27 protein-coding genes, 1 tRNA gene and 1 other RNA gene are annotated in these 25,509 nt (G+C 45.3%); 5 read left to right on the top strand and 24 right to left on the bottom strand.

Features of this window, described 5'->3' with window-relative positions; translation table 11 throughout:
- Positions 1–711: 711 nt before the first annotated feature.
- The 3 genes from ACHBIE_RS08715 to ACHBIE_RS08705 all read right to left on the bottom strand — a co-directional run bounded on the left by ACHBIE_RS08715 (position 712) and on the right by ACHBIE_RS08705 (position 3,609).
- Positions 712–897 carry a hypothetical protein gene (locus ACHBIE_RS08715; RefSeq protein ID WP_002941993.1) on the bottom strand — a complete coding sequence of 62 codons (186 nt, stop codon included), beginning with the start codon at positions 895–897 and terminating at the stop codon, positions 712–714.
- A 62-nt stretch (positions 898–959) separates the two neighbouring features.
- Positions 960–1,403 (bottom strand): D-aminoacyl-tRNA deacylase, encoded by a 444-nt coding sequence (gene dtd / locus ACHBIE_RS08710; protein WP_024377597.1) that lies wholly within the window; start codon positions 1,401–1,403, stop codon positions 960–962.
- A 1-nt stretch (position 1,404) separates the two neighbouring features.
- Positions 1,405–3,609, bottom strand: a complete 2,205-nt coding sequence (locus tag ACHBIE_RS08705) for a bifunctional (p)ppGpp synthetase/guanosine-3',5'-bis(diphosphate) 3'-pyrophosphohydrolase (RefSeq protein ID WP_105122097.1) — start codon at positions 3,607–3,609, stop codon at positions 1,405–1,407.
- Between the two features lie 109 nt (positions 3,610–3,718).
- Here ACHBIE_RS08705 and ACHBIE_RS08700 point away from each other — a divergent pair, with 109 nt between their 5' ends.
- Entirely contained in the window at positions 3,719–4,252 is a 534-nt protein-coding gene (locus tag ACHBIE_RS08700) for a GNAT family N-acetyltransferase (protein WP_105122096.1), read from the top strand.
- A 27-nt stretch (positions 4,253–4,279) separates the two neighbouring features.
- Here ACHBIE_RS08700 and ACHBIE_RS08695 read toward each other — a convergent pair whose 3' ends face one another.
- From ACHBIE_RS08695 to ACHBIE_RS08665, 7 genes are all read right to left on the bottom strand, one after another.
- Positions 4,280–4,996, bottom strand: a complete 717-nt coding sequence (locus ACHBIE_RS08695) for a DUF554 domain-containing protein (RefSeq protein WP_105122095.1) — start codon at positions 4,994–4,996, stop codon at positions 4,280–4,282.
- Between the two features lie 12 nt (positions 4,997–5,008).
- Positions 5,009–6,268, bottom strand: a complete 1,260-nt coding sequence (locus tag ACHBIE_RS08690) for a hypothetical protein (RefSeq protein WP_105097156.1) — start codon at positions 6,266–6,268, stop codon at positions 5,009–5,011.
- 13 nt (positions 6,269–6,281) lie between these two features.
- Entirely contained in the window at positions 6,282–7,028 is a 747-nt protein-coding gene (locus ACHBIE_RS08685) for a 16S rRNA (uracil(1498)-N(3))-methyltransferase (protein WP_394733152.1), read from the bottom strand.
- Position 7,029: 1 nt separating this feature from the next.
- Positions 7,030–7,983: a 50S ribosomal protein L11 methyltransferase gene (gene prmA, locus ACHBIE_RS08680; RefSeq protein ID WP_172079752.1), complete on the bottom strand. Its 954-nt coding sequence runs from the start codon at positions 7,981–7,983 to the stop codon at positions 7,030–7,032.
- A 594-nt stretch (positions 7,984–8,577) separates the two neighbouring features.
- Positions 8,578–8,931 carry an ASCH domain-containing protein gene (locus ACHBIE_RS08675; RefSeq protein WP_172019968.1) on the bottom strand — a complete coding sequence of 118 codons (354 nt, stop codon included), beginning with the start codon at positions 8,929–8,931 and terminating at the stop codon, positions 8,578–8,580.
- 1 nt (position 8,932) lies between these two features.
- Positions 8,933–9,403: a DUF3013 family protein gene (locus ACHBIE_RS08670; protein WP_394733151.1), complete on the bottom strand. Its 471-nt coding sequence runs from the start codon at positions 9,401–9,403 to the stop codon at positions 8,933–8,935.
- A gap of 1 nt (position 9,404) precedes the next feature.
- Positions 9,405–9,740 (bottom strand): MazG nucleotide pyrophosphohydrolase domain-containing protein, encoded by a 336-nt coding sequence (locus ACHBIE_RS08665; protein ID WP_394733150.1) that lies wholly within the window; start codon positions 9,738–9,740, stop codon positions 9,405–9,407.
- Between the two features lie 69 nt (positions 9,741–9,809).
- Here ACHBIE_RS08665 and ACHBIE_RS08660 point away from each other — a divergent pair, with 69 nt between their 5' ends.
- The 4 genes from ACHBIE_RS08660 (at position 9,810) to ACHBIE_RS08645 (ending at position 12,067) form a co-directional block, all read left to right on the top strand.
- A complete protein-coding gene (locus ACHBIE_RS08660) occupies positions 9,810–11,093 on the top strand; it encodes a replication-associated recombination protein A (RefSeq protein WP_394733149.1) in 1,284 nt (427 codons plus the stop codon).
- A gap of 76 nt (positions 11,094–11,169) precedes the next feature.
- Positions 11,170–11,586 carry a hypothetical protein gene (locus ACHBIE_RS08655; protein ID WP_105108732.1) on the top strand — a complete coding sequence of 139 codons (417 nt, stop codon included), beginning with the start codon at positions 11,170–11,172 and terminating at the stop codon, positions 11,584–11,586.
- Positions 11,587–11,793: 207 nt separating this feature from the next.
- Positions 11,794–11,987, top strand: a non-coding RNA gene (gene ssrS, locus ACHBIE_RS08650) — 6S RNA.
- 7 nt (positions 11,988–11,994) lie between these two features.
- Positions 11,995–12,067, top strand: a tRNA-Lys gene (locus ACHBIE_RS08645).
- A 123-nt stretch (positions 12,068–12,190) separates the two neighbouring features.
- Here ACHBIE_RS08645 and ACHBIE_RS08640 read toward each other — a convergent pair.
- The 14 genes from ACHBIE_RS08640 to ruvB all read right to left on the bottom strand — a co-directional run bounded on the left by ACHBIE_RS08640 (position 12,191) and on the right by ruvB (position 25,388).
- On the bottom strand, positions 12,191–12,745 hold the full coding sequence (locus ACHBIE_RS08640) for a GNAT family N-acetyltransferase (RefSeq protein WP_257104968.1): 555 nt from the start codon (positions 12,743–12,745) through the stop codon (positions 12,191–12,193).
- Positions 12,742–13,299: an anaerobic ribonucleoside-triphosphate reductase activating protein gene (nrdG, locus tag ACHBIE_RS08635; RefSeq protein WP_394733148.1), complete on the bottom strand. Its 558-nt coding sequence runs from the start codon at positions 13,297–13,299 to the stop codon at positions 12,742–12,744. The genes ACHBIE_RS08640 and nrdG overlap by 4 nt, the downstream gene beginning before the upstream one ends.
- A gap of 1 nt (position 13,300) precedes the next feature.
- Entirely contained in the window at positions 13,301–13,798 is a 498-nt protein-coding gene (locus ACHBIE_RS08630) for a GNAT family N-acetyltransferase (RefSeq protein WP_105122117.1), read from the bottom strand.
- The gene (locus ACHBIE_RS08625; protein WP_394733167.1) at positions 13,767–14,732 is read right to left on the bottom strand and encodes a Gfo/Idh/MocA family protein; all 966 of its coding nucleotides are present in this window, start codon (positions 14,730–14,732) and stop codon (positions 13,767–13,769) included. The genes ACHBIE_RS08630 and ACHBIE_RS08625 overlap by 32 nt, the downstream gene beginning before the upstream one ends.
- A gap of 12 nt (positions 14,733–14,744) precedes the next feature.
- Complete coding sequence (locus ACHBIE_RS08620) at positions 14,745–16,088, bottom strand: bifunctional UDP-sugar hydrolase/5'-nucleotidase (RefSeq protein WP_105122088.1); 1,344 nt, start codon at positions 16,086–16,088, stop codon at positions 14,745–14,747.
- Positions 16,081–16,230: a hypothetical protein gene (locus ACHBIE_RS08615; RefSeq protein WP_193438444.1), complete on the bottom strand. Its 150-nt coding sequence runs from the start codon at positions 16,228–16,230 to the stop codon at positions 16,081–16,083. Before ACHBIE_RS08615 ends, ACHBIE_RS08620 begins: the two co-directional genes overlap by 8 nt.
- Positions 16,231–16,334: 104 nt before the next feature.
- Entirely contained in the window at positions 16,335–18,506 is a 2,172-nt protein-coding gene (gene nrdD / locus ACHBIE_RS08610) for an anaerobic ribonucleoside-triphosphate reductase (protein WP_105122087.1), read from the bottom strand.
- A gap of 136 nt (positions 18,507–18,642) precedes the next feature.
- Entirely contained in the window at positions 18,643–20,193 is a 1,551-nt protein-coding gene (locus ACHBIE_RS08605) for a quinol oxidase (protein WP_394733147.1), read from the bottom strand.
- A gap of 52 nt (positions 20,194–20,245) precedes the next feature.
- Entirely contained in the window at positions 20,246–20,470 is a 225-nt protein-coding gene (locus ACHBIE_RS08600) for a hypothetical protein (protein WP_153047894.1), read from the bottom strand.
- Positions 20,471–20,505: 35 nt separating this feature from the next.
- Positions 20,506–21,741, bottom strand: a complete 1,236-nt coding sequence (locus ACHBIE_RS08595) for a bifunctional folylpolyglutamate synthase/dihydrofolate synthase (RefSeq protein WP_394733146.1) — start codon at positions 21,739–21,741, stop codon at positions 20,506–20,508.
- A gap of 264 nt (positions 21,742–22,005) precedes the next feature.
- Entirely contained in the window at positions 22,006–22,914 is a 909-nt protein-coding gene (locus ACHBIE_RS08590; RefSeq protein ID WP_172059536.1) for a helix-turn-helix domain-containing protein, read from the bottom strand.
- A 119-nt stretch (positions 22,915–23,033) separates the two neighbouring features.
- Positions 23,034–23,642 (bottom strand): HAD-IA family hydrolase, encoded by a 609-nt coding sequence (locus ACHBIE_RS08585; protein ID WP_394733145.1) that lies wholly within the window; start codon positions 23,640–23,642, stop codon positions 23,034–23,036.
- A 1-nt stretch (position 23,643) separates the two neighbouring features.
- Complete coding sequence (locus ACHBIE_RS08580) at positions 23,644–24,390, bottom strand: GNAT family N-acetyltransferase (RefSeq protein ID WP_394733144.1); 747 nt, start codon at positions 24,388–24,390, stop codon at positions 23,644–23,646.
- The gene (ruvB, locus tag ACHBIE_RS08575; RefSeq protein WP_161943321.1) at positions 24,390–25,388 is read right to left on the bottom strand and encodes a Holliday junction branch migration DNA helicase RuvB; all 999 of its coding nucleotides are present in this window, start codon (positions 25,386–25,388) and stop codon (positions 24,390–24,392) included. Before ruvB ends, ACHBIE_RS08580 begins: the two co-directional genes overlap by 1 nt.
- Between the last annotated feature and the right edge of the window lie 121 nt (positions 25,389–25,509).

Genomic DNA, 25,509 nt, shown 5'->3' with positions numbered 1-25,509 from the left:
ATAAACATAGAAAAAGGTAGTTGCCAGAAACAACTACCCAATGCAGAACCGTTTAAGACGGTGGCTTGTTATAAATTATTAAAAAATAACCGTTAACCTGCCAAAGTTATAGACGGTTATTTTTTTGTCGTTTTTACCAATTCAAGAACTAACATCACGAGAGCGATAAAAGATAATAGTCATCCAGTTTACTTTTAGTACTAGGCAACGAGCTGCAGACAGCTTGTACAGTCGAGTGACTGTACAAGGTTGTAGATAGCACTTGCGAAAGCAAGTTACCCCTGCAGAGTACGGCAAAGCGAGTTCAAAGACTCCAGTGGTGTCTTTGAAGTTGGAAATAAGGAAACGACGTTTCCTCGCTCGTCGAAGTAATAAAAGAAAAACTGGATGACTGTACCAGCTACAAACATGAGTGTCAGCACCTCAAAGGTTGACAAGCAATAACCTCCGACGTGAGAGTTTTGAAACGATATTTTTCAAAACTCGAGCTAGTGCGAGCCCTAGACAAATCTTATAGGATTTGTCGTTGCCAGATGAGTAAGTTCACTTACCAGCTGGCTTGGGCTAGCCCTTCTGTTAGATTTTGATGATTTGCCCATAGGCACCACCTACCTTTCAGAAATTAGAGCCACCGTCTTTACTTTTCTGCAAAAACTATTATAGCATATTTAATAAAGAATTGTAGTCCAATTTACACATCAAAAAACCAGCCTACTTGGGCTGGTCTTCTTGTAGCCGCTCTTTAAGGCGACGACGGTATAAAATCTGCGAAGGGATAAAATAGAGAAAACTTGCCAGAATAATCCAGCGTTTGTCAATTCCACTAAAGTAAATCACCAAAATCAAGGTAAATGCTACCACTAGGTAGAAAAAATGATTGGTCAGTAAGTTTTTCATGGCACACCTCCACATCTAATTCACTTTTAGTATATCAAAATAGACACAAAAAGTATAGAGGTCTAGCGATTTTTGGTATCTAACACAATGGTCACCGGTCCATCATTGACCAGGCTAACCGCCATATCCGCCCCAAAAACGCCCACTTCAACGGGCACAAAGGCTGACAGGGCTTGGTTAAAGGCATCGTAGAGTTGGCTGGCTAGGGCAGGAGCTGCCGCTCCTGTAAAGGCCGGGCGATTGCCTTTTTTTGTATCCGCAAAGAGGGTAAATTGGGAAATGGATAAAATCTTGCCTGCCACATCTTGAACAGACTTGTTCATCTTACCTGCCTCATCTGAAAAAATCCGCATGTTGACAATTTTGCGAACAGCATAGTCCAGGTCTTCCTGGCTGTCATCTGGACCCACACCAACTAGGAGCAAGAGCCCTTGATCAATTTGCCCGTGGATGCTTCCTTCAATGGTCACACTGGCCTGCGACACACGTTGTAATACAATTTTCATTTTATCCGTTGGTCCTTTTCACTGAGTAAACTTCTGGCACAGACTTGATCTTGTCCACCAAACTGGTCAAGGTTGCCAGATTGGAAATGCCAAAGGAAACATGGATAGTCGCAAACTTCATATCCTTGGTTGGCTGGGCATTGACCGAAGAAATGTTCTTGCTAGCATTGGTCAAGACCTTAAGGACATCGTTGAGCAATCCTGAGCGGTTGAGACCGTAGATATCGATATTTGCCATGTATTCCTTGGTAGAGTTTTCATCCTCCCAACCGACATCAATCAGGCGGACATCATAGTTTTCCTGACTCTTGAGGTTCATACAGTCTACACGGTGGACGGCTACCCCACGCCCCTTGGTGATGTAACCGACAATTTCATCGCCAGGTACTGGATTACAACATTTGGCAATCCGTATCAACAAGCCTGACGCCCCTTCAATGACCACCCCACCTTCGTGACGGATTTTCAAACTATCTTTGTTGTCGTGTTTGACTTCGCCACCGTTGACCAATTCGTCCGCGACAGCCTTGGCTTTGGCGCGCTCAGCCTCCTTACGCTCTTTCTCCGTCAGGCGATTGAAAACAGAGATAGCCGAAACCTCACCGAAACCAACTGCGGCAAAGAGGGCCTCATCCGTCTTGTAGCTGGCCTTCTGCAAAACGGCATCCATGTGCTTTCTGTCCAAATACTGATTTGGAGCGTAGCCATTTTCCAACAGCAAGGCCTGAATCATCTCTCGACCCTTAGAAACAGATAGTTCCTTGTCTTGGTTTTTGAAGAACTGCTTGATCCGGTTACGAGCCTTATGGGTCTTGACGATGTTGACCCAGTCACGACTTGGTCCGAAGGAATTGGCCGAGGTGATGATTTCCACCTGGTCGCCTGTCTTGAGCTTGGTAGTCAGTGGCACCATGCGACCATTGACCTTGGCTCCGGTTGCACGCTCGCCGACCTTGGTATGAATCTCATAGGCAAAGTCAATGGGAACGGAGTCTTTAGGCAATTCACGAACGGCACCGTCGGGAGTGAAAACGTAAATCCGCTCAGTAAAAATATCATCTTTCACAGAATCCACAAAGGTCTGGGCATCTCCGCCAGCTCCCTCCTGCAGCTCAATCAGGTTGTTAATCCAGCGCAATTCTTTTTCAGAAGCCTTGGCAGCACCACCACGCTTGTAGGCCCAGTGGGCCGCAACCCCGTACTCCGCCACCTGGTGCATTTCCATGGTCCGAATCTGGAACTCGATAGGGCCTTTTGGTCCGTAAACAGTCGTATGGATGGACTGGTAGCCATTGGCCTTGGGGCTGGCAATGTAGTCCTTGAACCTACCTGGCATGGGTTTCCACAATTCATGAATGTAGCCCAGCATGGCATAAACATCGCTCGGCGTGTCCATAATACAGCGAATGGCTGTCAAGTCGTAGAGCTCGTCAAACCGCTTTTTCTTGTCGTGCATCTTGCGGTAAATAGAGTAAATATGCTTTGGTCGGCCATAAATCTGCCCGTGAAGGTGGCGCTCCTCCGTGTACTCACGCAGTTTGTCCACTACTTCTGTGACCAGAGCCTCCCTCTCCCGACGTTTCTCTCGCATCATGTGGGTAATCTTATAGAACTCCACTTCATTGAGGTAACGGAAGGACATGTCTTCCAATTCCCACTTGATAGAAGAAATACCTAGACGGTGGGCAAGGGGTGCATAGATTTCCATTGTTTCACGTGAAATACGTTCCTGCTTGTCCTTGCGCAAGTGCTTAAGAGTCCGCATGTTGTGAAGGCGGTCTGCCAATTTAACCAGAATGACCCGCATGTCTTGGGACATGGCAATCAGCATGTTGCGGTGGTTTTCAGCTAGTTGCTCCGCGTGAGATTTGTACTCGACCTTACCCAGCTTGGTCACACCACCAACAATATGGCGGACCTCTGGACCAAATTCATCCTCCATATCATCCAAGGTAACTTCCGTATCCTCAACCACATCATGTAAGAAACCACAGGCAACCGTCACAGCATCCAGCTTGAGTCCTGCTAAAATACCTGCTACCTGGATCGGGTGTACAATATAGGGCTCGCCCGATTTACGAAATTGAGACTTGTGTGCCTCTGTCGCAAAATCCAAGGCCTTCTGAACAAAAGCAACATCTTCGGCTGGAAGGTAGGTGGCAGTCAGCCCAACAACCTCTTCTCCTGTAAAATTGATTTCCTTCATTTGTCTCTCTCCCTAACTATTTCCTACTATTTTACCATTTTCACTGGAAAAGAAAAAGGAAAGCGCTGAAAGGGTTTGAGAAAGTCTATTTTTCAGATATACTATCTTTATGATTAATACATTATTTGACACTATCCCATTTCTTGACCACCCTCCGATTTTACTACGACACATCCAAGAAAGTGATCTAGACGACCTTTGGGAAATCTATTCCAATCCCCTTCATTTCCAATACACTCCTAACACGTCAACTAAAAATAAAGAAACCCTTCGCAAACGAATCAGTCATTTCCAACGTGATTTTGATAAGAAAAAAAGATTGTTTTTAGGACTAGAATTTCAAGGAAAATTGATTGGCGTTTTGGAAGTTTTCGACTACAAGAAACGGTCTGCATCGATAACCATTGGCTATCGGATTCATCATGCCTTCTGGAATCAGGGTCTAGCTAGTCAGGCAGTCAGCCTGCTCTGCCATTTCCTAATGGAAGAATGTCAGATAAAAGCAATCCTTGCCTTTGTCCTGCCAGAAAACAGAGCCTCTCAGAAGGTGCTACTGAAAAATGGTTTCCAACAGAGTGGGCAAATCGAGGAGGTCTGGAAGGGCTTGGGGCAGGTCAGCCTCTTGCAATTTGAGCGAAAATAGTAAAAACCAGGGAAATCCTGGTTTTTCTTATGCAAAGTAGCTCCAAACAACCGCGATAAGAATGGCAGGCAACATATTGGCAACGCGAATCTTTTTGTCCCAGATGATATTGACACCGACGCAGAAGATGAGGGCGGAGCCGATAAAGGAGAGATTGGCAAGCGCCTGAGCCGTCATCAGCGGCTCAATCAAACTTGCCAAGAGGGTAATAGCCCCTTGAAAGAGAAAGACTGGTACCGCTGAAAATCCAGCCCCCTTGCCCAAACTCGAGGTCATAATCAAAATGATAATAAAGTCCAAAATACTCTTAACGGCCAACAAGCGATAATCACCCGTCAATCCATCTTGGATGGCTCCTAGTATAGCCATGGCACCGATACAAACGGTCAATGACGCTGTCAGGAAATCATCTAAAAACTGAGAGTCTTGACCATTGCCCGACTTTTCCCGTAACCAAATGCCCAATCGTTCAAACCAGCCTTCAATATGGAGTACTTCGCCCAGAAAGGTTCCAAAGGCTAGAGTCAGTACAAAAAGCATGGTGTTCTGGGTGACCAATTGACCATTTTCTACTCTTAAAAGGCCTGTCAGCGTTCCTGAAATCCCTAAAAAGAGAATGGCAACGCCGCTAGCCAAGGTTAGCCCAGACTGATGCCGTTCTTTCAGTAAATGTCCAAACCAAGATCCTAGCAAACCTGCTAGGGAAATGGCCACCGTATTGATAATGGTTCCTAATGCGAACATATCTCTCCTCTATCATCCTCTACCATCTGGCAACAGATAATAAACTTTGCCATCGTCAAGTAACAATTCTACATTCTCACCATAGTTGTTAATCGATAGTTGCTTACTAGATTGGTAGAAAACAGCTTTTTGTTCTGAAATTAGCTTAACTGTCCGTTTTCGAACATCAATGTAACGAATGGCCTTATTTAGCTCTCCAGCCGCTTTACCAATTCCAAAACCTGCTGCTGCACCTACGATACCTCCAAGAAAGCCTACTCCAGCAGCAACATGGGCATTCTTATCCAACTCTTTTGCAATATCTGCAACTACTTTCATAGGACCCTCTTGGGTACGTCTATTGCGCTTAGTGTCAATTTGGAAAAATTTTATCTTATCTTTGTGCCAATTGGCTATCTTTTCACCTAGACTATTACAATTGTTTAGATAGTACTCATACACATAGTAACTACTATCCTCTGACATCACTCCTTGCGAGAAGGCTAGATCTAGCTTACTAAGTTCCGCTAATAATCTCAACAAGGTTTGTTGATAGGATAAATTAGTACTTAACTTATCAATTAACTGTTCATACTTTTCAAAAGATAATTCTTTTCCCTTAGTGAGACTCTCTTCAATAGCTAGATTGACCTGTTCTAGTAACTTGGTTACTTCAGCACGGAAGTTAGCACACTCCATCAACTTTAGTCTTGCAAGTTCAGCATTTTCGACATAGTCTGCTGAAAATTTTGATAGTTGAGAAATATTAACTATCAAAGCGCGAACAGTCCCTTTAAATTCCCTTACTTGAAAATCCTTAACATCGTTCAACGTTTCTTTCATTGAATCAAGCTGACCATTGATTTCAGCCATATAATACTGACCAACTACCATAGCAGCGACCTGCATAGCTCCTGAAACAGCAGCTGCAGCTTTTGCTCCTTTTGCAATTTCAACTTGAGCAGGAGTTAGTATTGCATGAGCCTTAAATTTTCCTTCCGCACCTTTAACAAAAGCACGATACTTATCCGTTTCCCCTTTGATTTTGTGCAAATCGCCTATCGGCAAATCCACTTTGAACAATCCCTTAGGAATATTAGCCTGCCCGGCTTTCTTAAGATGATGGTTGATTGCTGGTCGAACTATCTTTTCAACATGAGCCAAAACTTTCGGATTTGTAATTTCATGTTTTTGATATGTCGGTAATGCCAACGCATCCATTTCCTGAATGAGGGCAAAACAGTTCTCAGATACAATTAGTTCTCCTTGTTCCTTTGACTTTAGTTCATTCATCTTGAGACTCTCCTTATTTCAACAATTCCGTAGCGTAGCTAATGGCAGAAAGGGCGTAGAGGGGAGCCGTTTCTGCTCGCAAAATACGAGGACCAAGACCTGTCTTGACCGCTCCTGCTCCTTCAAATGCGGCTACTTCTTCAGGCGATACGCCGCCTTCTGGACCGACGATGACCAGGACTGATTGTCCTGCTTCTAAGCCAGACAAGGTTTTTACTAGGTTGACTTGTTCGCCCTCTTTGGCAGCCTCTTCGTAGGCTAGGATAATCTGGTCAAAACCTGCCAGCTGGGATAGGAAATCGCCTTTTTTCTCGAACAAACGAACTGCTGGAATCCGATTGCGTTTGCTTTGCTCGGCTGCTCCTTGGGCGATTTTTTCTAGCTTCTCTGCTTTTTTGCCTAATTTTTTACCGTCCCATTTGACCACTGACCAGTCAGCTGGAAAGGCCCAGAGGGCTGCCATGCCTAATTCCGTTGCCTTTTGGGCGACAAATTCTAACTTATCTCCTTTTGGAAAGCCCATGGCAATGGTAACGGAAACGGGTAATTCAACATTATCTACCAGTTCTTCGATGATTTCAACAGATTGGTTTTGGCTGTCCACTACACGCGCCAAGCGTTTGATCCCATCGTCAAAGACCAGGACAAGCTGGTCATCTGCCTGCAAGCGCATGACAGAAAACATATGCTTGGCAGTATCCTTATCGCTAATCTGGAACACGCCCTGCGGTGCTCTGCCATTGACAAAATACTGCTGCATCCTAGCCTCCAATCACACCTGAGCGATCAGCCGTCTTCTTGAAGATACAGCAATTCCACTCACCTTGAATCATATGGGTCTCAAGGAAGAAGCCAGCCGCCTCCGCAGATGCTCGCACCATATCCCACTTGTCCGCGATGATACCGCTCATAATCAGGTAGCCCTCTTCCTTGACCAGACGGTAGGCATCCTCGGTCAGATGGATGAGAATGTCCGCCAAGATGTTGGCAACGATAACTTCTGCTTTAATATCAACGCCACGAAGCAAGTCACCTGCCGCGACATGAATATTGCTAGTATTGGCATTGAGGTCAATGTTTTCCTGAGCTACACGCACCGCCACCTCATCCAAGTCATAGGCGTAAATCTCCTTGGCACCCAAGAGAGAACTTGCAATGGAGAGGACGCCTGAACCTGTACCGACGTCAATCACCGTTTCGCCACCACGAAGGACCTGAGAAAGAGCAAAGAGGCTCATCTTGGTCGTCGGGTGGGTTCCCGTACCGAAAGCCATGCCTGGATCCAAGCGGATAATTTTCTCACCTGCTGTCGCCTCGTAGTCCGTCCAAGACGGCACAATGGTCAAATCGTGGGTAATGCGGGCTGGTTCATAGTATTTCTTCCAGTTGTCCGCCCAGTCTTCCTCTACCAGTTCCTGACTTTCTAGACTGACCTGACCAATCTCCAAGCCAAAGCCTGTCAAATCCGCCATGCGAGTCGCCAAGTCTGCCTTAACTTCCTCAATATCTACAGTATCAGGATAATAGGCCGTAATCGCAATCATATCTGACTGCTCCACCTCGGGATAGAGTTCACCAAAACGGTCCTCCTGCCCCACATAGTCAGCCGAGTCGCTAATAGCCACTCCCTGACTGCCCGTTTCAATCATTAGATTTGAAACTGCTTCTTCTGCATCACGATGTACGTGAATCGTTAATTCTTGCCATGAGTTCATATTTGTTTTCCTTTTCTTTTCTATCGTCAATCACTGTATTATTGTACCGATTTCTAGCCTATTTTACAAGTTAATGTTACGCGATGGAGCCCTAATAATACTTTTTCGAAAATTTTCTAATCGTACTGCGAATAAATATGTGTAGGAAAGTTTGAGACGGTGGTTCCAAGTTTCTGAACGGAGGTGATGCCCATGAAAGTGGACAGCAAATCTGCTAGAAAGGCTAGCCCATGCCAGATGGTAAGTAAACTTACTCATCTGGCAACGACAAATCCTATAAGATTTGTCTAGGGCACGCACTAGCTCGAGTTTTGAAAAATATCGTTTCAAAACTCTCACGTCGGAGAACTCTGGATTTATATTTATCAGGTCTGCTTGTTGAAATGCTGAGCTTGATAATCGTCATCATTTTAGCTATTCGAGATAAAAAATAACCGTCAGCAAACTTTGACACAGTTCTGACGGTTATTTAATCTAACGAACTGAACCACCATTTAGCGGTCCTACTGGGCGTTGAGCTGGAACTCAACGCCTTTTCTATTTTTATAATAGCAAAAGTTTCGCCTGCAGTCAAGCAAGAGAGAAAACGGAATGTCAAATAGAATCTATTACCCTCAATTCTATACCCACTGCACCATATTGTTCTAATTGTTCTCGCGAATAGTAAACTTCCATATCTTCTGGTTTCGCCTCTCTGATACTGCTTTGCGTATACCCACAAGACAATAAATCTAGTTCTTTGTATAACTGAGCAAAATTATCAAATATGTGAAGATCTAATACTTGCACCTCGATCGTTTGCGTCTGATTTTCTGTACAATAAAAACGGATGTGATCTCCAATTTGTATATGCTTGCGCTTCTCATCATAAAGTCGTAGCTCAATGGTCTTCTGACCAGACTTCATCATTTCAAAAGGTTTTGGAGCCAGTAACATTTCATGAACCATCTCAATACCTCGGATATGGGTAAAATTCCCCTTCCACCAAGTCTGCTCTTCCTTTTTCAAAGGCCTCTCCGTCCCAAGAAATCGCAAATTCTTGGGCTTCTGGGTCCGCCAAAAAGTCCATGAGGTCATCTAAACCTTGGTCTGCGGTGTCCTTGAGAAAGCTTGCGAAGTAGGTCAGAAACTCCGCTGAAAAGCCCTTCTTGGCGTCAAATGGCAGAGCGACCAGGTAGTCTTCCTCGTCAAAGCGAGACTTGTCCTGGTTGTAGAAAAGGACATACTCCTCCAAGAAAATATCCTCCGCAGAGGCATTGCCTTCGTCGTCCACCGTTTCTATCCCAGCTGCGTTCTGCGCTTCCAAGATGAAAGCCAACTCAACTGCGTGGTTTTTCTTGTCCCAGTTGAGTTCATAATCGTAGGTAAAATGTTTATCCAGTGCCGCTTCCAGCACATCTAAAAAGCCATGTTTCGCCATTCTATTTCCTCTTTTCTATAAATTCCAATAAATTTATTTCTCGACCATATTTGACGGAAGCCCGCTTGTCTTTCTCCAAAATGGACTTGGTTAAATCTAGTTGATTTACCGCTGCTAAGGCTACAGCATAGTGAATAACGTCAGCTAATTCTTCTGCCAAACGAGCAGAGCTGTCGTCTTTGCTATCCATCATCTTGCGGCCTGCACGCTTGTTCAGTAGCTCTGCCACCTCACCAATTTCTTCCACTAATTTCATAAAGAGACTTTGCTCGGAAACTGTCGTCCCATAGTGGTCACGCAAGTATTCTTCCAAAACACTCACCGTCAACTCCGCCATCTTCGTTTCTCTCCAAATCCTAAAATTGTAGTATAATGATTATACCATAAATGTACTGAAAGGAAGCCTATGCCAGCCAATCTCGCCCTTCGTATGCGGCCAAAATCCATTGATGAAGTGATCGGTCAGGAACACCTGGTCGGTCCTGGAAAGATTATCCGCCGCATGATTGATGCCAATATGCTGTCGTCCATGATTCTCTACGGTCCGCCAGGGATTGGCAAGACCTCGATCGCCTCTGCCATTGCTGGTACGACCAAGTATGCCTTTCGGACCTTTAATGCCACGACCGACAACCAAAAACGCCTGCAGGAAATCGCTGAAGAAGCCAAGTTTTCTGGCGGTCTGGTTCTCATGCTCGATGAAATCCACCGCCTTAACAAGACCAAACAGGACTTCCTACTTCCTCTTTTGGAAAATGGCAATATCATCATGATTGGGGCAACGACAGAAAATCCATTTTTCTCGATTCTGCCTGCCATTCGCAGTCGGGTGCAGATTTTTGAGTTGCAGCCTTTGCAAACCAGCCATATCCGACAGGCCTTGGAGTTGGCTTTGACAGACAGCGAACGCGGTTTTGACTTCCCCGTCACCATTGAACCTGAGACTCTGGATTTTCTGGCAAATGCGACCAATGGCGACCTCCGTGCTGCCTACAATTCTCTAGAACTGGCTGTGCTTTCGACCAAGGAAAGTGACGACGGTAGCCGTCATATCGACTTGGATGCCGTGGAAAATAGCCTGCAAAAGTCCTACATCAGCATGGACAAGAACGGTGATGCCCACTACGACATTCTCTCCGCCCTGCAAAAATCCATTCGGGGTAGCGATGTCAATGCCAGCCTTCACTACGCTGCCCGCTTGATTGAAGCGGAAGACTTGCCTAGTCTTGCTCGTCGTTTGACGGTCATTGCCTATGAAGACATCGGCTTGGCCAATCCAGAGGCTCAGATTCATACGGTGACTGCACTTGAAGCTGCCCAGAAAATCGGATTCCCAGAGGCACGGATTTTGATTGCCAATGTAGTAGTCGATTTGGCTCTTTCTCCCAAGTCCAATTCTGCCTATCTGGCTATGGATGCAGCTCTGGCCGATTTGCGAAAAAACGGTCATCTGCCTATCCCAAATCATCTGCGGGACGGTCACTATGCCGGCAGTAAGGAGCTGGGAAATGCCATTGGCTACCAGTATCCCCATGCCTATCCTGAAAAATGGGTGGACCAGCAATACCTGCCCGATAAGTTATTGGCTGCGGACTACTTCACCGCCAACGACACCGGCAAATACGAGCGTGCCTTGGGCATGACCCAAGAAAAAATCAAGCAGCTAAAACAGCATAAGAAAAATGTGTAATGTAGGACTAGTTTCTATTGATTATGAGCCAAAGACCATCAAACTGTTTGTAGAAATCTTAAAATGAGGTATTCCAATGAAAATAGAACGAAATTTTGGCGAGGGCTTTCCGTATTCGATGCATGATGCAAGAATTACGAAGATTGAACACCTGGATAATCAGCTGATACTGCATATGGATTCTCTGTTTTATTATACTGATAATCAAACTGAACAGATTCATAAAGCAACCATCCTGTTTGAACAGGTTGATAAAGAGGACGTCGAGTTTTTCGTATTCGAAGATACTGTTACAGGGGATTTTTCAGGAACTTGTATTGGACTGAAAGAATACCAGAAAAAGTACCAAGATAGTGAATTTGAAGTAATTGTGGAAACCTACAACTGGAGTCGAGCTGTATTTCAGGGGTGGTTATGGACTGGTGCTACTCCTGTAACCTGTCTAATGAATATTTTCTATTCAGGAAAAATGCTTTACCAAATAGGTGAGTAAGAGAAACACAGGGACTTCCTGATTTTACAACGCTTATCAATAAGGAATGGGAGAAATATAGGTAATAAATGAACTGAACACAATATCGTCCTGTATCATAAATTGTAGTGCTTTTCTTCAGAAAAATAAAATTTGACACCGCTTACATTTTTTGCCGTTTTCCTCTTGATTTTTTCAAAAAATATGGTAATATTAAATCATAAATAAGAACTGCTGTGGTATACGAATTCATACCTATGTGTTGACCGACTATTTTTGTATTACTAGGGAGACAAAGATCTTTTGGCAGTATGCAGGCTGGTACACCCAGAAGCAACTAAGTCAGAAACACGTCACCCACCTGCTTCTAGCGTGCGGGATCAATACAATTCATGAATAACCGGTACCAATACAGCATTTTTATTTTGCCCTTCCTTAGCTCAGCTGGCAGAGCAGCGGACTCTTAATCCGTGGGTCGTAGGTTCGATCCCTACAGGGAGGATCATGATGGGAAACATCTCCTTGAGCCTTGGAAACAAGGCTTTTTGTGTTTGAAAAAATCCTATTTGTTCTTCTTTTGTTCAAAAAAACATCGCTCCAAAAGGAATGATGTTACCACTCATCTTTACCAAGCTCGTCCCTTAAGGTCAATATCTCCTTCTGGAAAATCTTTTTTGCCCTTCTTAGCCGATGCAATCATAATGGTAGCCGAAATCTGATGTTGCTCCTTGCCTGTCAGTCGGTCAACATGAGTCTCCACACGAGTGATTCGAGAAAACCCACAAGCCTCATAGTAAGGAACCACTTCTTCTCGGCAGCCCAAATAAGAAAAATCAACTGCTAAAGTTTGCGTATTTTCCTCTAACAAGCGGGTCATCATATCTCTCCCCAATCCTTTCCCACGAAATTCTGGCGCTATTAAAACTCCTCCGATTCCCGCAATAAGACACTCTGCAGCTCCTACAGAAATAGTACGAACCTGACTCCCCATATGACCTACCAATTCCTCGCCTAGATAGGCTAACAAATGATAGTCTTGCGGCGCGTAGCCATAGGGCTGCTTCAAATTCCACTCTCCGTGGTCATCTCTATATTCTCTATCAAACAACTCTTTGATAGCTTGAACCTGCTGACCAGTCAAATGTTCTGTTGAACAAAATAAAAGATTCGGTTTTGTCATTTCTCCAACCTCTCCCACAAGATAACTTTCCCTTCTTGGAGAGACTTTTGCACGTCAATGATGCGCTGGTTAGAAGAACCGCGAAATTGGAGCATGAGGTTGCGTTTTGTCTTGTCATAGCGGCCATCGACTAGGATGTCCAAATGGGATAACAACTCCAGCTTGTCTGGGGTTTCCTGCATCAATTCTTCCCATGTGTAGCCTGTCCAGGACCAAATATCCTTGTCTGGCAATTCCGTCCGAACCCGCTTGACAAGAGGGAGGACGGTTCCTGTATTAAGAAAAGGCTCACCACCCAAGAGGGTCAGGCCCTGTACATAGGGTTGGGCCAGGTCTGCTAAAATGCGGTCTTCCAGCTCCTTGGTGTAGGGAATCCCGGCCTTGAAGGACCAGGTAGCAACATTGTAGCAGCCCTCGCAGTGAAAGAGACAGCCGCTGACATAGAGGGAGCAGCGAACGCCTTCACCGTCCACAAAATTAAAGGCCTTGTAGTCCATAATCCGGCCCTGACTCAGCTCTTCGGATTTCCATTCTTGGGGTTTGGGATTGTTCATATCAGCACTCTTCTATATAGTATCTCTCCGTGCCATGACGGACGTCTTCGAGGCTACCTCCGCAGGATAGGATAGTTCGCTTGCTGGCTGTATTGGTCTCATCACAGGTCACAAGGACCTTAGGGATGTTTTTGGAAAATGCTTCCTGCACACCAAGGCGCAACTGCTCCTTGGCATAGCCCTTCTGCCGCTGGCTAGGGCGGATAGAATAGCCAATGTGTCCACCAATGTTGAGCAGATAATCACTGAGACGCAGGCGTAGACTGAGAAAACCGACTGCTTGCCCAGCATCATCAAAGGAGACATACTGGATAGAAGGGACAAAGCCCTCTGGCAAATTCAGTCCCATTTCCCAGTCCTGACCTTGCTGCAACCAGCTTTCAAAGTCAAAATTCGCAAAGAGATTACCGCCGTCTGTTGCGGAATCTTCTCGCTCAAATTCAGCAATCATATCCAAAATCGTTTCTTTATCTACTAAGGTTGGTCGTCTTAAAGTCAATTTCGTTTGGGATGGTGACATGTAATTCTCCTATTCCTTTATCTGCGTATACAATTTGGTGACAGATCCAGTGGCTGAGCAGGCTCGAGCTTGGGGTGACTGGATTTTTCTTACTTTCTAGGGCTTGGAAAAACTCTTCGACAATGCTTTCAAAGCCGCGTTTGTAAAGAGTTGTGTCCCAAGAACCAAAGCCTTCTATGATTTCTTGGTTGGCGGTAAAGGTGCGCAATTCTTCTAAGTTTTTAACCTGATGGGTCGCTTGCGGTGTCTGGACTTCCATGATTTCCCGACGGCTGCCCGACTGGAGATTCATGGATACGACCACAGAAGTTTGAGCGGTTTGAAGGGTCACATTGACCTGACTGAGTTTATTATTTTCCAGATAGTAGGCATAGGAACCTGACAGAGGCTGGTCATCCAGCAAGTAAAGGGCCGTATCCAGCGGGTGGATAAAGAGGTCAAAGAGCTTGAATTGCAGGTCGCCCAAGCCATTGACTTCATTTTTCTCGACGACAATTCTCCGCTTGTTGGGCTTGGTTTTCAATTCTTGAACCTTGGGAGCAAAGCGACGATTGAAACCAGCCATAAGTAGGACTCCCTTGGACTGGGCTAATTTGTAAAGCTCTGCCGACTGGTAAAAATCCTCGGCTAGTGGCTTGTCCATGTAGACAGGAATGCCACGCTCCAAAAACAGCTCTGCCATTTCCACATGGGCCTGTGTCGCCACATGAATCATGACACCGTCCAAGTCTGCCTCGGCCAAATCTTGTGCTGTCGCATAGGTCTGACTGCGGGGCAAACTGGCCGCAATGCTTGACAGAACTTCTTGATTGCGGGTGAACAAATGCCAGTCAATGCCTGACAAACTCCGCAGATAGGTCAGGTAGGCCTTTTGAAAAATACCTCCTAAACCGACGAGACCGATTTTTAGCATGGACATGTCCTCTTACTTTCCAAATCTTTTCCTTAAAAATTCACTCAAAATATCCACATCCAGGCCCAAATCTCGGATAATAATCGCCTTGTGGAAATCATCATAGTTATCCTTACCAGACCAAACAAAGGAGTTGGTCACAATCTGGTAGCTGGTATCCGGCTCAATCGCTCTGCCATTGACCAAAAAATCATCGCCTTGGCGAGAAATGCCATGAAGCTGCGGATGGAGACCGGTCGAGAGGCTGGACATCAAATCTTGACCCTTGATACTGACCAGGAGCACGCGCTTGGAGAAGGGCAAAACCTTGACCACATCGCTATAGTAAATCGGGCCTGCGTTGAGCGACATCCGAATACCAAAACCATTGATGACCGCTCCGTCCGGCTGATAACCGAGAGCAACCGCCTGCTCAAAAAGGGCCTGCGTAATCAGAGGTGCCAGCGTAGACTGTCCCTGACGGATGTTCTCCCGCTCACCATCCAAGGTTTGAGGCAGGTTCGCAATAGAATGGGCAAAGCGAGCATTGCGCTCCGCCTGCATCCGCTCGATAAATTCCCGAATGGTCGGTTCTTCTGTTGCCAGCTGCTCAATCTCCACCAAGTCATAGGACAGCACCTCATGACTGCCGTCCTCGTAGCAACGGAGCAGAAGATTGCCCAGAAAACGCCCATACTGGCCCGCTTGGAAAATACTGACGCTACCGACCTGACTGGGTTCTTTCAAAATCGTATGGGTGTGACCACCGAAAATGACATTGATTTCCGGAAACTCCGCCGCCAGCTGAACATCTTGATCATAGCCCAAATGACTGAGCAAGACAATGTGCGCCTGCTTATCCATCTCAGACAAGGTCCGCTTGAGCGCCTGTCTGTGGTCCTCAAAGACCACATTGTCCGTCGGAGAAGCCACTTCCTCGGTCTCCAAGGTCGTTAAGCCCAAGACATAGAGCGGTCGACCCGCCATATCAAAGACCAACTTGTCTTTCAAGGGCACCAATTCGTCTGCATCGGCTGGATTGCGGTAGGAAATATTGGTGGAGACAATTGGAAAAGCCGCAAAGTCATCCAAGCGACTGAGCAACTCGTCTCCGTGGTCAAATTCGTGATTGCCCAAGGTCATGGCCTGACAACCAATGGCATTCATGAGCTGGATTTCCTTTACCCCACGGTACATATTGAAGAAAATATTCCCCGAAAACAGATCTCCGCTGTCAAAGACAAAAGTCGGAATGTTTTTCGCCCGGTTTGCCTCCTTAATCTCAGCAATCAGCGCTGCCTTCTTGGGAAAATTCTCTATATAAGAGTGCATATCATTGCTGTGGAGAATGGTAATATCGCGATAGTTCTTAGACATTACGTTTCTTCTGCGCCTTTTGTAAAAATTGTTGACGAAGGGTGGCTAGCTTGTCTTGCTTGCTGTCTCCCACCTTTGCATTCTTCTCATGATAACGCTGCACCAAGGCCTTACCCTTATCATCTAGTTGGTATTTTCCCATTGTTTTTTCTCCTTTTTTGAACATAGCAGAGCTATTAGATTTTCCCTCTATTATAACAAACTTCCGTAGTTCCTCAAAACCACGGAAGCCCTCATGTCCATTCTTTATAAACTCGACCCGTTCATGTGTTTGACGCGGGCGGAGATTTCTTTGTGTCGACCATTGACCATGGGACGGGCTTGAGGGTTGCCCAGATAACCACAGGTCCGTTTGACAACATCTACTAGTTTTGGATCGCTATTGCCACAGCTTGGACACTTGAACCCACGCTCAGTCGGCTCGAAGTCGCCTTCAAAACCGCAGGCATAACAATGGTCAATCGGCGTATTGGTTCCCAAATAACCGACACGGTCATAGGCATAGTCCCACACCGCCTCGAGAGCCTTGGGATTTTGCTGTAGAACAGGGTATTCGCAATAATGGATAAAGCCACCGCTAGCACCAGCCTCCGGATAAACCTTTTCAAAATCCAGCTTTTCAAACGGCGTCGGATTTTTCCGCACGTCATAATGGAAGGAATTTGTATAGTATTCCTTATCCGTAATGTCCTTGACCAATCCGAATTTCTCCGTATCCAAACGGCAGAAACGGTCTGTCAAACTTTCTGATGGGGTTGAGTAAACAGAAAAATGGTAGCCGTATTCGTCAGACCAGTCGCCAGCCAACTCCTTCATCCGCTTGATAATAGAAACCGTGAAGTCCTTGGCTTCAGGATTTCCTTCCCAGGCACCGCCGTAAAACACAGTCGCCACTTCGTAGAGACCGATATAGCCTAGAGAAACAGTCGCGCGACGGTTCTTAAAGACCTGATCAACAGCGTCCGTCTTGGCCAAACGTTTCCCAAAAGCTCCGTACTGATAGAGAATAGGCGCATTTGCCGGCGTCGCTTCCTTGACCCGCTCGACACGATAGACCAAGGCATCCTTGGCAATGGCCATGCGTTCTGCAAAAATTTCCCAGAATTTTTCTTGACTACCCCCACTTTCAAGGGCAATCCGTGGTAGATTGACGGTCACCACACCCAAATTCATCCGACCGGAATTGATTTCAAGGCCATTTTCATCCTTCCAACCTTGCAAGAAAGAACGGCAACCCATAGGAACCTTGAAGGAACCCGTTAACTCAATAATCTTGTCATAAGACAGCATATCTGGATACATGCGCTTGGTTGCACACTCAATCGCCAGTTGCTTAATATCATAATTGGGCGAATCGGGCTCCAAATTTAGCCCGCGTTTGACAGTGAAAATCAATTTTGGAAAGATGGCTGTCCGTCCTTCGCGCCCCAAACCCTTGATACGGATGTTGAGAATCGCCTTCTGGATTTCCCGCTCAAACCAAGAAGTTCCTAAACCGAAACCAAGCGAAGTAAAGGGCGTTTGACCATTGGACGTAAAGAGCGTGTTAATTTCATATTCCAAAGACTGCATAGCGTCATAAATATCCTTCTGGGTCTTGGCACGTGCATATTCTTCAGCCTTGTCTGGCAGCACCCATTCCTCCGCATCCTTCAAATGCTTTTGATAATTGAGCTCAGCATAAGGCGCCAACACTTCGTCAATACGGTCCGCCGAGCAGCCACCGTACTGGCTGGAAGCCACATTGGCAATAATTTGCGAAATCTGCGCCGTCGCTGTCTGGATGGACTTAGGACTTTCCACATCGGCATTTCCAATCTTAAACCCTTGCGCTAACATGCCCTTGAAATCAATCAGGCAGCAGTTGGTCATGGGCGTGTAAGGACTATAATCCAAATCGTGGTAATGAATGTCCCCCTTCTGGTGAGCGTTGGCAACGTGGGCTGGCAGGAGCTTGAGCCCGATAGATTTGCCAACAATCCCAGCCGTCAAATCACGTTGCGTATTAAAGACATCCGCATCCTTATTGGCGTTTTCATTGACGACAGACTGATCTTTGCTGAGCAATTTGTGGATTTCAAAGTTGATGTCCGTCGCTTGATGCCGGCGAAAATCGCGTTGCGTCCGGTACTGAATATAACGCTCTGCCAAGTCATAGAGGTGGGACTTGAGCAATTCCTGTTCGACAACCGTCTGGATTTCATAAATTTGCACATCCTTGGTAAAACGACGGGCAATTTCCTGCAGGACCCCTGCCAAAACGACTGACAGACCCGCATCTGACACAGGATGGTCCAATTCTTGATTAGCCCGCTGCAAGGCAGAATAAATCTTTTCTTGTTCAAAAGCGACCGTTCGACCGTCACGCTTTAAGACCGCTAATTCTAATTCGGGTAAGATTGTTTCTTGCACTTTCATCTGGCTATCCTCCATTTTTCTCACTGCTTATAGTCTAGCACTTTGAATGACGAAAATCAATATCTAGTATGTATTTTCAAAAATTTTCATTTTTTACACAAGATATAGATAAAAGCAACTACTTTCATAGTCGCTTTCATTCTTTTTCTTGATATAGTTTGAAGTGATTGAAGCTGAGTTGGACAGGGACATAATTGTCTTCTAGGGTCGCTGAGACCTGTTCCAAGAGCGGAATCTCCGTGTTGACCAAGATATACTTGGCTCTCCCTTGATTCAAATCATAGATTAAATTGTTTCGGTTGTCTTCCGTGTTAAGATAGGGTTGAGCTGTAATCAGATTAGCAGACGAGAGCCGCTGACTTTCTAGATAGGCTTGTGCACTATTATCCCAGGCATAAATCGGATCATCACTGGTCGTGTTATCCCGGATATAGCGGGCTATTTCCTGCCTCTCCACACGGACCGGTTCTTCAAACAGATAGGCGTAGGTTGGTTGGAAAAACAGGGCTAGAAGCATCAAAATAGGCAGATAATAACTAGCTTTTAGATAGCTATAATCCTCATTCTCCTCCTCATCCAGCATCTCAAACTCTTCATCAGTTTCTGGACCATGCAAAGATGCTGCAGCTAGCACAAAACCATACGGAATCAAGGATGTCAATTGGCTCCATTCAAAATTTGGATTCCCAATCAGGAAAACCATTTGAACAAGAAAAGCCAGTAACATTATCAGCTTAATTTCTGTCTGTTGCCCCTTGCTAATAGACAATAGGGTTGTCAAAATATGATTTAAAAATCCTGAAATCAGCAGGAACCCAAAAACCACAGCTAGGGTCATCAAAATGCCTTCATAGGTAAATTGTAGGCTAATATTGTAGAGAAAAGTCTGTTGAATTGCCATTCCCAGAATCTGCTCGATGAAGGTGTAATAGCCTACAGTGTAGACAACGAGAAGAAAGCCAAATACAGCTGCTAAAAACTGATAAACACCTCTCGCCAACCTCTTGTTTCGACTATTGTACACAAATAAAACCAGGGGCGATACCAGCCATAAAATCAGACTTTTAGGGTAAATCATGAATACAATCGCCGCATCAATCCCGTAGAGAATGAAACCTTCGTCACTGACTGCATCATTTATATAGCGAATCAAAAACCAGATACTGGTCAGCACAAAAGGTAGAGCAAAGATGCTGGCATAGAGTCCACCCAAGTCCACCACCAGCAAGAAACAATAGAACCAAAAATTGATATGGTGGGCAACCCGCTGTGAACGACCAAAATATGCACTAATCTTATTGAGATAAATCCCTGCTATCAAGAGGGCGATGAACTGAAAAATCATCAAGCCAATGGTCGTATTGAACAGGGAACCAACAGCCAAGATTAGGTAATAGAGGACACCATTGGTTCCAAAAAAATACTCATAAGGCTTATGACCAGCCTGCATTGCCATGCCTGCATAGAGTGCCTGTGACTGCAAATTGGTCGCAAAGGAACTCAAAAGAGGATTGGCAACATTCAATACACTCAGAAATAAACTCCACAGTAGGGTCGGCCAAATAGGCACATCCGGCACATTCCGTATAAATTCATGGTGGGCTTGCTTTCTCCGTTTAGAACGATGCCTGCGACCACCCCACAAACTTTTATCTCCCAAATTTACACTTGACTCTACTTCTGTCATAACTCACTCCTTGGATTTACTTTACTTATTATATCAAAAAGCTCGAGGCATGTCATTGACTTTCGGAAGTTGTTTGGTCATTTCCGACCCTGTACCTTTCTCCGTCCAGCTCTTGTACTTGGACCATAGCCTCCAAGGGATAGCGTATGGTCCTATAGCTAATCTGGCTCCCATTCTGATTGGAAAACAGACTGGCATAGCGTTCAATCTGACGAAATGTATGACGTTGGGCACGCTTGTACTCTATCAAAAATTCCTCATTATTTTTCTGTCTCATACCTATTTATTCGCAAAAAGCGGTCCAAAAACTGCTTAGTCCAGATATTTTTTTCGGACTTCCGAGATGAAATAGAGGGAACCTGTGACAATCAGGATGCCCTGGTCTTGTTCCTGAAATTCCTGTATAAATCCTTCATAATCAGCTACGTAGGTCAGCCCCTGACGCTGCTCCTCTTTCAAGGCTCCGTCGTAGGAAAAGCTGGTCAAGACAAGCTGGATACCTGGCAATATTTCCTCTAATAAATCCAGCATTTCCTGAAAATCCTTGCGCTGTAGGGCTGAAAATAAGAGGGTCACAGGCTGGTCCTGCATCTCAATGAACTCAATCAAGCGTTCCATGGCAGGAACGTTATGGGCACCGTCTAGGTATATCTTGGGGTTTTCGGCTATCAATTCCAAACGTCCTGCCCAGCTGGTTTGGGCTAGAGCCTGTCTGACCAAATCCGCAGAAACAGTTTGCCCGATTTGCTCCATGTAAAGCAAGAAACTCTGCAGGGCCAGGGCCGCATTTTCTTGCTGGTGCTGACCTGGGAGACCCAAGACTAATTCTGACAGCTGAAAACTTGGACTATTGAAAGTAGCTGCTTTAGAGGTAAATTCTTGACCCAGCTGGTAGATTGGAGCTTTTTTTTCAGCAGCAATTTGGCGAATCTGCTGGCTGATGTCAGCAGAAAATGGTCCCAGAACGACAGGCATCTCTGGCTTGATAATTCCTGCTTTCTGCTCTGCGATTTCTCCCAAAGTCGCGCCTAATAAATCCTGGTGATCCAGACCTATGGAAGTGATGATGCTGAGGGCCGGGGAGACTACATTGGTCGTGTCCAGAAGGCCGCCGATGCCAACTTCGATAAGTGCCAGGTCAGGCTGCTGCTCGCGAAAATAGAGGAACATGATTAGAACCATGACCTCGAAATAGCGGAAGGGTTCATAGACCGTAGCAACCTCCTGCTCCAACTCATAGACCTGCTGGAGAAGGCGCTGAAAATCCTGGTCTGAAATCGGTGTCTGATCAATGCAAATCCTGTCGTGTACCGTGACCATGTGAGGGGAGACAAAACTGCCGACCCGCAGTCCGTGAGCCTGAAAGAGCTGGCGCATAAAGGCAATCGTTGAGCCCTTGCCATTGGTCCCCGCCACATGAATGACCGGTAAATCCAAGTGAGGCTTGCCCAACAAATCCAGGGCATAGGTGATTTTCTCTAGCTTGTAATGAAATAGCTGACCCTGCTTGCTATTGAGCCAGGTGTCTAATTTGTGAAAAGTTTGCATGTATTAAGTATAGCAAAAAACCAACAATTGCGTTGGTTTTTGACGGATATGATATTAGCCTTTCCACCACCAATCCCAGCCAGCTCCGAACGTTGTAAATGCCTTAATAAAATTCATAATCTTTAGTCTCCTTTATTTTGATGAGACTATTATAGAATTTTATTGGGTCAGTAAACAGGACAAAAATGTCACTTGTTTTTTATAGTTCTCTCATCCCAACCTGCTCCTCTTCTGCAGGTTGTCATAATGCTCTTCATAAGCATCTTACACTTTTCCAGTGGAATCCCCTTTCCATGATTCTTCTAGTTTAGCCACCAAATGATCATCACCTATTAATTTCGCAAACATAACGGCCTCTTCGTACAGTTTTTGTGCCTCTTCACGGTCACTGTTGGTATATAGTACGTACTTCCACTTTAATAGATTCAGAATCGGTTTCTTTTGGAAATCGTGCGTCTGGACCATTATCTGGTCTAGAGTATCAAAAATAGGCGGAATATAGTCATAGCACTCCTTAGTCCCAAGGATACCAATAGAAGCTAGCATCACATCACGCAAAATAAATAGCTCATTTGAATCTATAGCTTCCACCTGTACCGGAAAATGCTGGATAATATCTAAAAAATGTTGAAATCTTGGCGAGGTCCTGTCCTCATCCTGTAAATGCTCCAAATATAGCCGCACAATCAATAAATCATTGACAGTAAATTTATCTTTACGATGGACCTGCTCGAAATAATCATCTAAGATAGCTTTCCCAAAATGGACAGACTTTGTTTCATATATGTCAACAAAAGACTGAAAAGCATCAATTGCTATCTGCTCTTCCTCTGGCAGGTCGTCGTAATAGTGGTCATAAATTTCTTCCATCAGACGATTGCGTTTTTCTATCAAGTCCGTATTTTCATAGGTCGGTGTGCGAAGAACCTCAAACTTTAATTTCGAGTATCTATCTGGGAGCTTAACATAGTCTGGCATCAATTCATACAAGGTCATTCCCAAACGTGTGGCAATGTACTGGATTTTAGACAACGTGGGTTTTGAGCTACCAGTCTCAATCCGAATCAATTGCCGGACTGAAAGTTCAACCTCATCACCACAAAACTGTTCGCGCGTCAAATTAATCTGCTCTCTCAGCTGGCGAATACGTTGCCCAAATTCCTTATCGTTCATATAATTCCCCTTTATTTATACTAAAATATGGTTAATTATACCAAATTTTTCAAGAAAAAAACAAACTTTCTTTTGTAAACTACGGTAGAAAGTTTATTTTTTATGTGAAATTTCTAAATTCATACTGACGGAACAATCTGCAATAAACTCTCGATTTTTATATTCCCTTCCACCCCGTCAATCTGGAGGTTGATACTCCGAATCCCTGCGTTGACAGCCGTTTCTACATCGAGCAAACGGTCACCGATATAGTAGGTATTTTCTTTGTTCAGTCCGTATTTTTCGATGAGAAATAGCAGAGCTTCTGGACTTGGTTTGCGGGCAAAACCTGAATCGCTTGTCAAGATTTCTGTGAAATGGTGACGGACACCCAAATCCTCCAAAACCTGAAAAGCATTGTCACTCTTGTGTGTATAAACGAAATTTTGAATTCCTTTCTCTGCTGTCCAGTCCAGAATTTCACGCGCACCAGCCATCAAAGGAATCTGCGTATTTTTCTCCTTCAAGGAAGTCGCACGCACATGATTGAGTTCATCGCTATCTAGGTTGTAATTGTCCGCATCACGCACCAGCAAATCCTTGACAGAATAGCGAAGGATAAACTTTCTTACTTCTTCACGGTCAAAAGGAAGTTTGTATTGTTCATAGGTTTCTTGAATCCCTGCCAAAATCGCTTCATAGGAATCCAACAGCGTTCCGTCCAAATCCCAAATAAATGTCGGTTTCATCTTATCTCCATTCGTAAGCCTGATAGGGTCTGTCCAGTTGGTAGCCAAGCTTTTCAGCCAGTTTCAAGGATGTCAAGGTGTGGGCATCCCAGCTTGGATAGAGTCCGCGGTCTAAACAAGCTAAAATTAACTGAGCCGCACAGGCTTTTGCCAAACCCAGACCTCGATAATCTTCCCTAGTATCCACTTCTATCTCAATCCCAGCTGAATAGCTGGCATAGGATGAAGCCCCTGAGACCACCTGTCCCTTATGCAAGATGACATAGCCCAAACCCAAGTCCAAAAATTGTTCCACATCTATATAATTTCCCACCAAATCCCGTGACCATTCCTCTACCAGACAAGCCTCGTACAGATTACGGTCAATCAGTTTCACATCAAAGCTTTCAGGCAAGTCATCAACCATTTCCTGTAAAGCGCCCCGGTCAAATACCGTATTTTTCTTTGTTGCATAACGAGTAAATGAATAAACACCATCTGGGTAGGTTTCTTCTATTAAATCAGACCAAGCCTGAGTTTGTGGAACCATAATCACATCTTTTTCCTCGCAGATTTTTAGCAAGTCTCGATGTGGCTGGCCAGCTAAAAAACCAAAGAAGCTCTGCCGTCCATAGAGAGCTAGAACTGACTGGGGCGACTGGCTGTCATCAACATAAATATCTCCCATGGCACCTTCTAAACAGGTCCATATAATCGTCTCAGACCAGTCTCCAAATAAACGAGCTACTTGTCTCATCTGCTCTGCCATTATTTTTCTCTATAGGGATAACCCAAGTGCTCGTAGGCCTTGGCTGTCGCAACCCGCCCTGTCCGCGTCCGCATGAGGAAGCCCTGCTGAATCAGGTAGGGTTCGTACATATCCTCCACCGTTTCACGCTCCTCGGCAATATTGACCGATAGAGTGTTGAGGCCGACAGGACCGCCACCGTACATTTCAATCATGGTACGGAGAATCTTTTGGTCCACATAGTCCAGCCCCTCTCGGTCCACGTCCAGCATGGTCAGGGCCTTGTCCGTAATGCTATCGTCAATCAGACCGTCGCCCATAATCTGTGCGAAATCCCGCACCCGCTTGAGCAGGCGGTTGGCGATACGGGGAGTTCCACGAGACCGACGAGCCAGCTCAATAGCAGCTTCATGAGTAATCTCCATGTCAAAGATATCCGCCGTCCGCTCGACAATCTCCGTCAAATCAGCCAGTTCGTAATACTCCATGTGACCGGTAATCCCAAATCGAGCCCGCAGAGGATTGGACAGCATGCCTGCACGAGTGGTCGCTCCAATCAGGGTAAAAGGTGGCAACTCCAAATGCACGGAGCGGCTAGCTTCCCCTGCCCCAATCATGATGTCGATGTAGAAATCCTCCATAGCAGAGTAGAGAATTTCCTCGACCGCCATAGGCATACGGTGGATTTCATCGATAAAGAGGACGTCGCCTGGCTCTAGGTCGTTGAGAAGCGCCACCAAGTCACCCGCCTTTTCAATGACTGGGCCGCTGGTTTGCTTGATATTAACGCCCAGTTCATTGGCAATCACAAAAGCCATAGTGGTCTTACCCAAACCCGGAGGACCGAAAAGCAGGGTGTGGTCCAGAGCCTCATCACGGAGCTTGGCCGCCTCGATAAAAATTTTCAGCTGGTCCTTGACCTTGTCCTGACCGATGTATTCATTTAATATCTGCGGACGCAGGGTGCGCTCAACGTACTCCTCATCCTGCATTTGTTCCATATCTAAAATTCTTGTCATGAGATTATTATAGCACAAAAGAAAAGACCAGACTAAGTCTGGCATTCAGACTGAAGACAAAGTCGTTAGAATTGTATTTCTAACGGCTTTTTCATATGTAAAGTAGTATAATAGAGTTAGG

The sequence above is a fragment of the Streptococcus sp. A23 genome (assembly GCF_043674155.1).
GTDB lineage: Bacteria > Bacillota > Bacilli > Lactobacillales > Streptococcaceae > Streptococcus > Streptococcus suis_V.
Note: the sequence above shows the minus strand (reverse complement) of the source record. Positions and strands in the feature narration are given on the sequence as shown.

Coding starts and splice junctions, on each gene's coding strand:
- ACHBIE_RS08595 (WP_394733146.1), bottom strand. CDS start 21,741: ATGCAAACTTTTCACAAATTAGACACCTGGCTCAATAGCAAGCAGGGT.
- prmA (WP_172079752.1), bottom strand. CDS start 7,983: ATGAACTCATGGCAAGAATTAACGATTCACGTACATCGTGATGCAGAA.
- ruvB (WP_161943321.1), bottom strand. CDS start 25,388: ATGACAAGAATTTTAGATATGGAACAAATGCAGGATGAGGAGTACGTT.
- ACHBIE_RS08590 (WP_172059536.1), bottom strand. CDS start 22,914: ATGAACGATAAGGAATTTGGGCAACGTATTCGCCAGCTGAGAGAGCAG.
- ACHBIE_RS08715 (WP_002941993.1), bottom strand. CDS start 897: ATGAAAAACTTACTGACCAATCATTTTTTCTACCTAGTGGTAGCATTT.
- ACHBIE_RS08625 (WP_394733167.1), bottom strand. CDS start 14,732: ATGCTAAAAATCGGTCTCGTCGGTTTAGGAGGTATTTTTCAAAAGGCC.
- ACHBIE_RS08695 (WP_105122095.1), bottom strand. CDS start 4,996: ATGTTCGCATTAGGAACCATTATCAATACGGTGGCCATTTCCCTAGCA.
- nrdD (WP_105122087.1), bottom strand. CDS start 18,506: ATGAAAGTGCAAGAAACAATCTTACCCGAATTAGAATTAGCGGTCTTA.
- ACHBIE_RS08705 (WP_105122097.1), bottom strand. CDS start 3,609: ATGAAGGAAATCAATTTTACAGGAGAAGAGGTTGTTGGGCTGACTGCC.
- nrdG (WP_394733148.1), bottom strand. CDS start 13,299: ATGAACAATCCCAAACCCCAAGAATGGAAATCCGAAGAGCTGAGTCAG.
- ACHBIE_RS08660 (WP_394733149.1), top strand. CDS start 9,810: ATGCCAGCCAATCTCGCCCTTCGTATGCGGCCAAAATCCATTGATGAA.
- ACHBIE_RS08620 (WP_105122088.1), bottom strand. CDS start 16,088: ATGTCTAAGAACTATCGCGATATTACCATTCTCCACAGCAATGATATG.
- ACHBIE_RS08585 (WP_394733145.1), bottom strand. CDS start 23,642: ATGAAACCGACATTTATTTGGGATTTGGACGGAACGCTGTTGGATTCC.
- dtd (WP_024377597.1), bottom strand. CDS start 1,403: ATGAAAATTGTATTACAACGTGTGTCGCAGGCCAGTGTGACCATTGAA.
- ACHBIE_RS08690 (WP_105097156.1), bottom strand. CDS start 6,268: ATGAATGAACTAAAGTCAAAGGAACAAGGAGAACTAATTGTATCTGAG.
- ACHBIE_RS08600 (WP_153047894.1), bottom strand. CDS start 20,470: ATGAGACAGAAAAATAATGAGGAATTTTTGATAGAGTACAAGCGTGCC.
- ACHBIE_RS08685 (WP_394733152.1), bottom strand. CDS start 7,028: ATGCAGCAGTATTTTGTCAATGGCAGAGCACCGCAGGGCGTGTTCCAG.
- ACHBIE_RS08580 (WP_394733144.1), bottom strand. CDS start 24,390: ATGGCAGAGCAGATGAGACAAGTAGCTCGTTTATTTGGAGACTGGTCT.
- ACHBIE_RS08655 (WP_105108732.1), top strand. CDS start 11,170: ATGAAAATAGAACGAAATTTTGGCGAGGGCTTTCCGTATTCGATGCAT.
- ACHBIE_RS08615 (WP_193438444.1), bottom strand. CDS start 16,230: ATGGGAAAATACCAACTAGATGATAAGGGTAAGGCCTTGGTGCAGCGT.
- ACHBIE_RS08665 (WP_394733150.1), bottom strand. CDS start 9,740: ATGGCGGAGTTGACGGTGAGTGTTTTGGAAGAATACTTGCGTGACCAC.
- ACHBIE_RS08640 (WP_257104968.1), bottom strand. CDS start 12,745: ATGACAAAACCGAATCTTTTATTTTGTTCAACAGAACATTTGACTGGT.
- ACHBIE_RS08700 (WP_105122096.1), top strand. CDS start 3,719: ATGATTAATACATTATTTGACACTATCCCATTTCTTGACCACCCTCCG.
- ACHBIE_RS08675 (WP_172019968.1), bottom strand. CDS start 8,931: ATGGTTCATGAAATGTTACTGGCTCCAAAACCTTTTGAAATGATGAAG.
- ACHBIE_RS08605 (WP_394733147.1), bottom strand. CDS start 20,193: ATGACAGAAGTAGAGTCAAGTGTAAATTTGGGAGATAAAAGTTTGTGG.
- ACHBIE_RS08670 (WP_394733151.1), bottom strand. CDS start 9,403: ATGGCGAAACATGGCTTTTTAGATGTGCTGGAAGCGGCACTGGATAAA.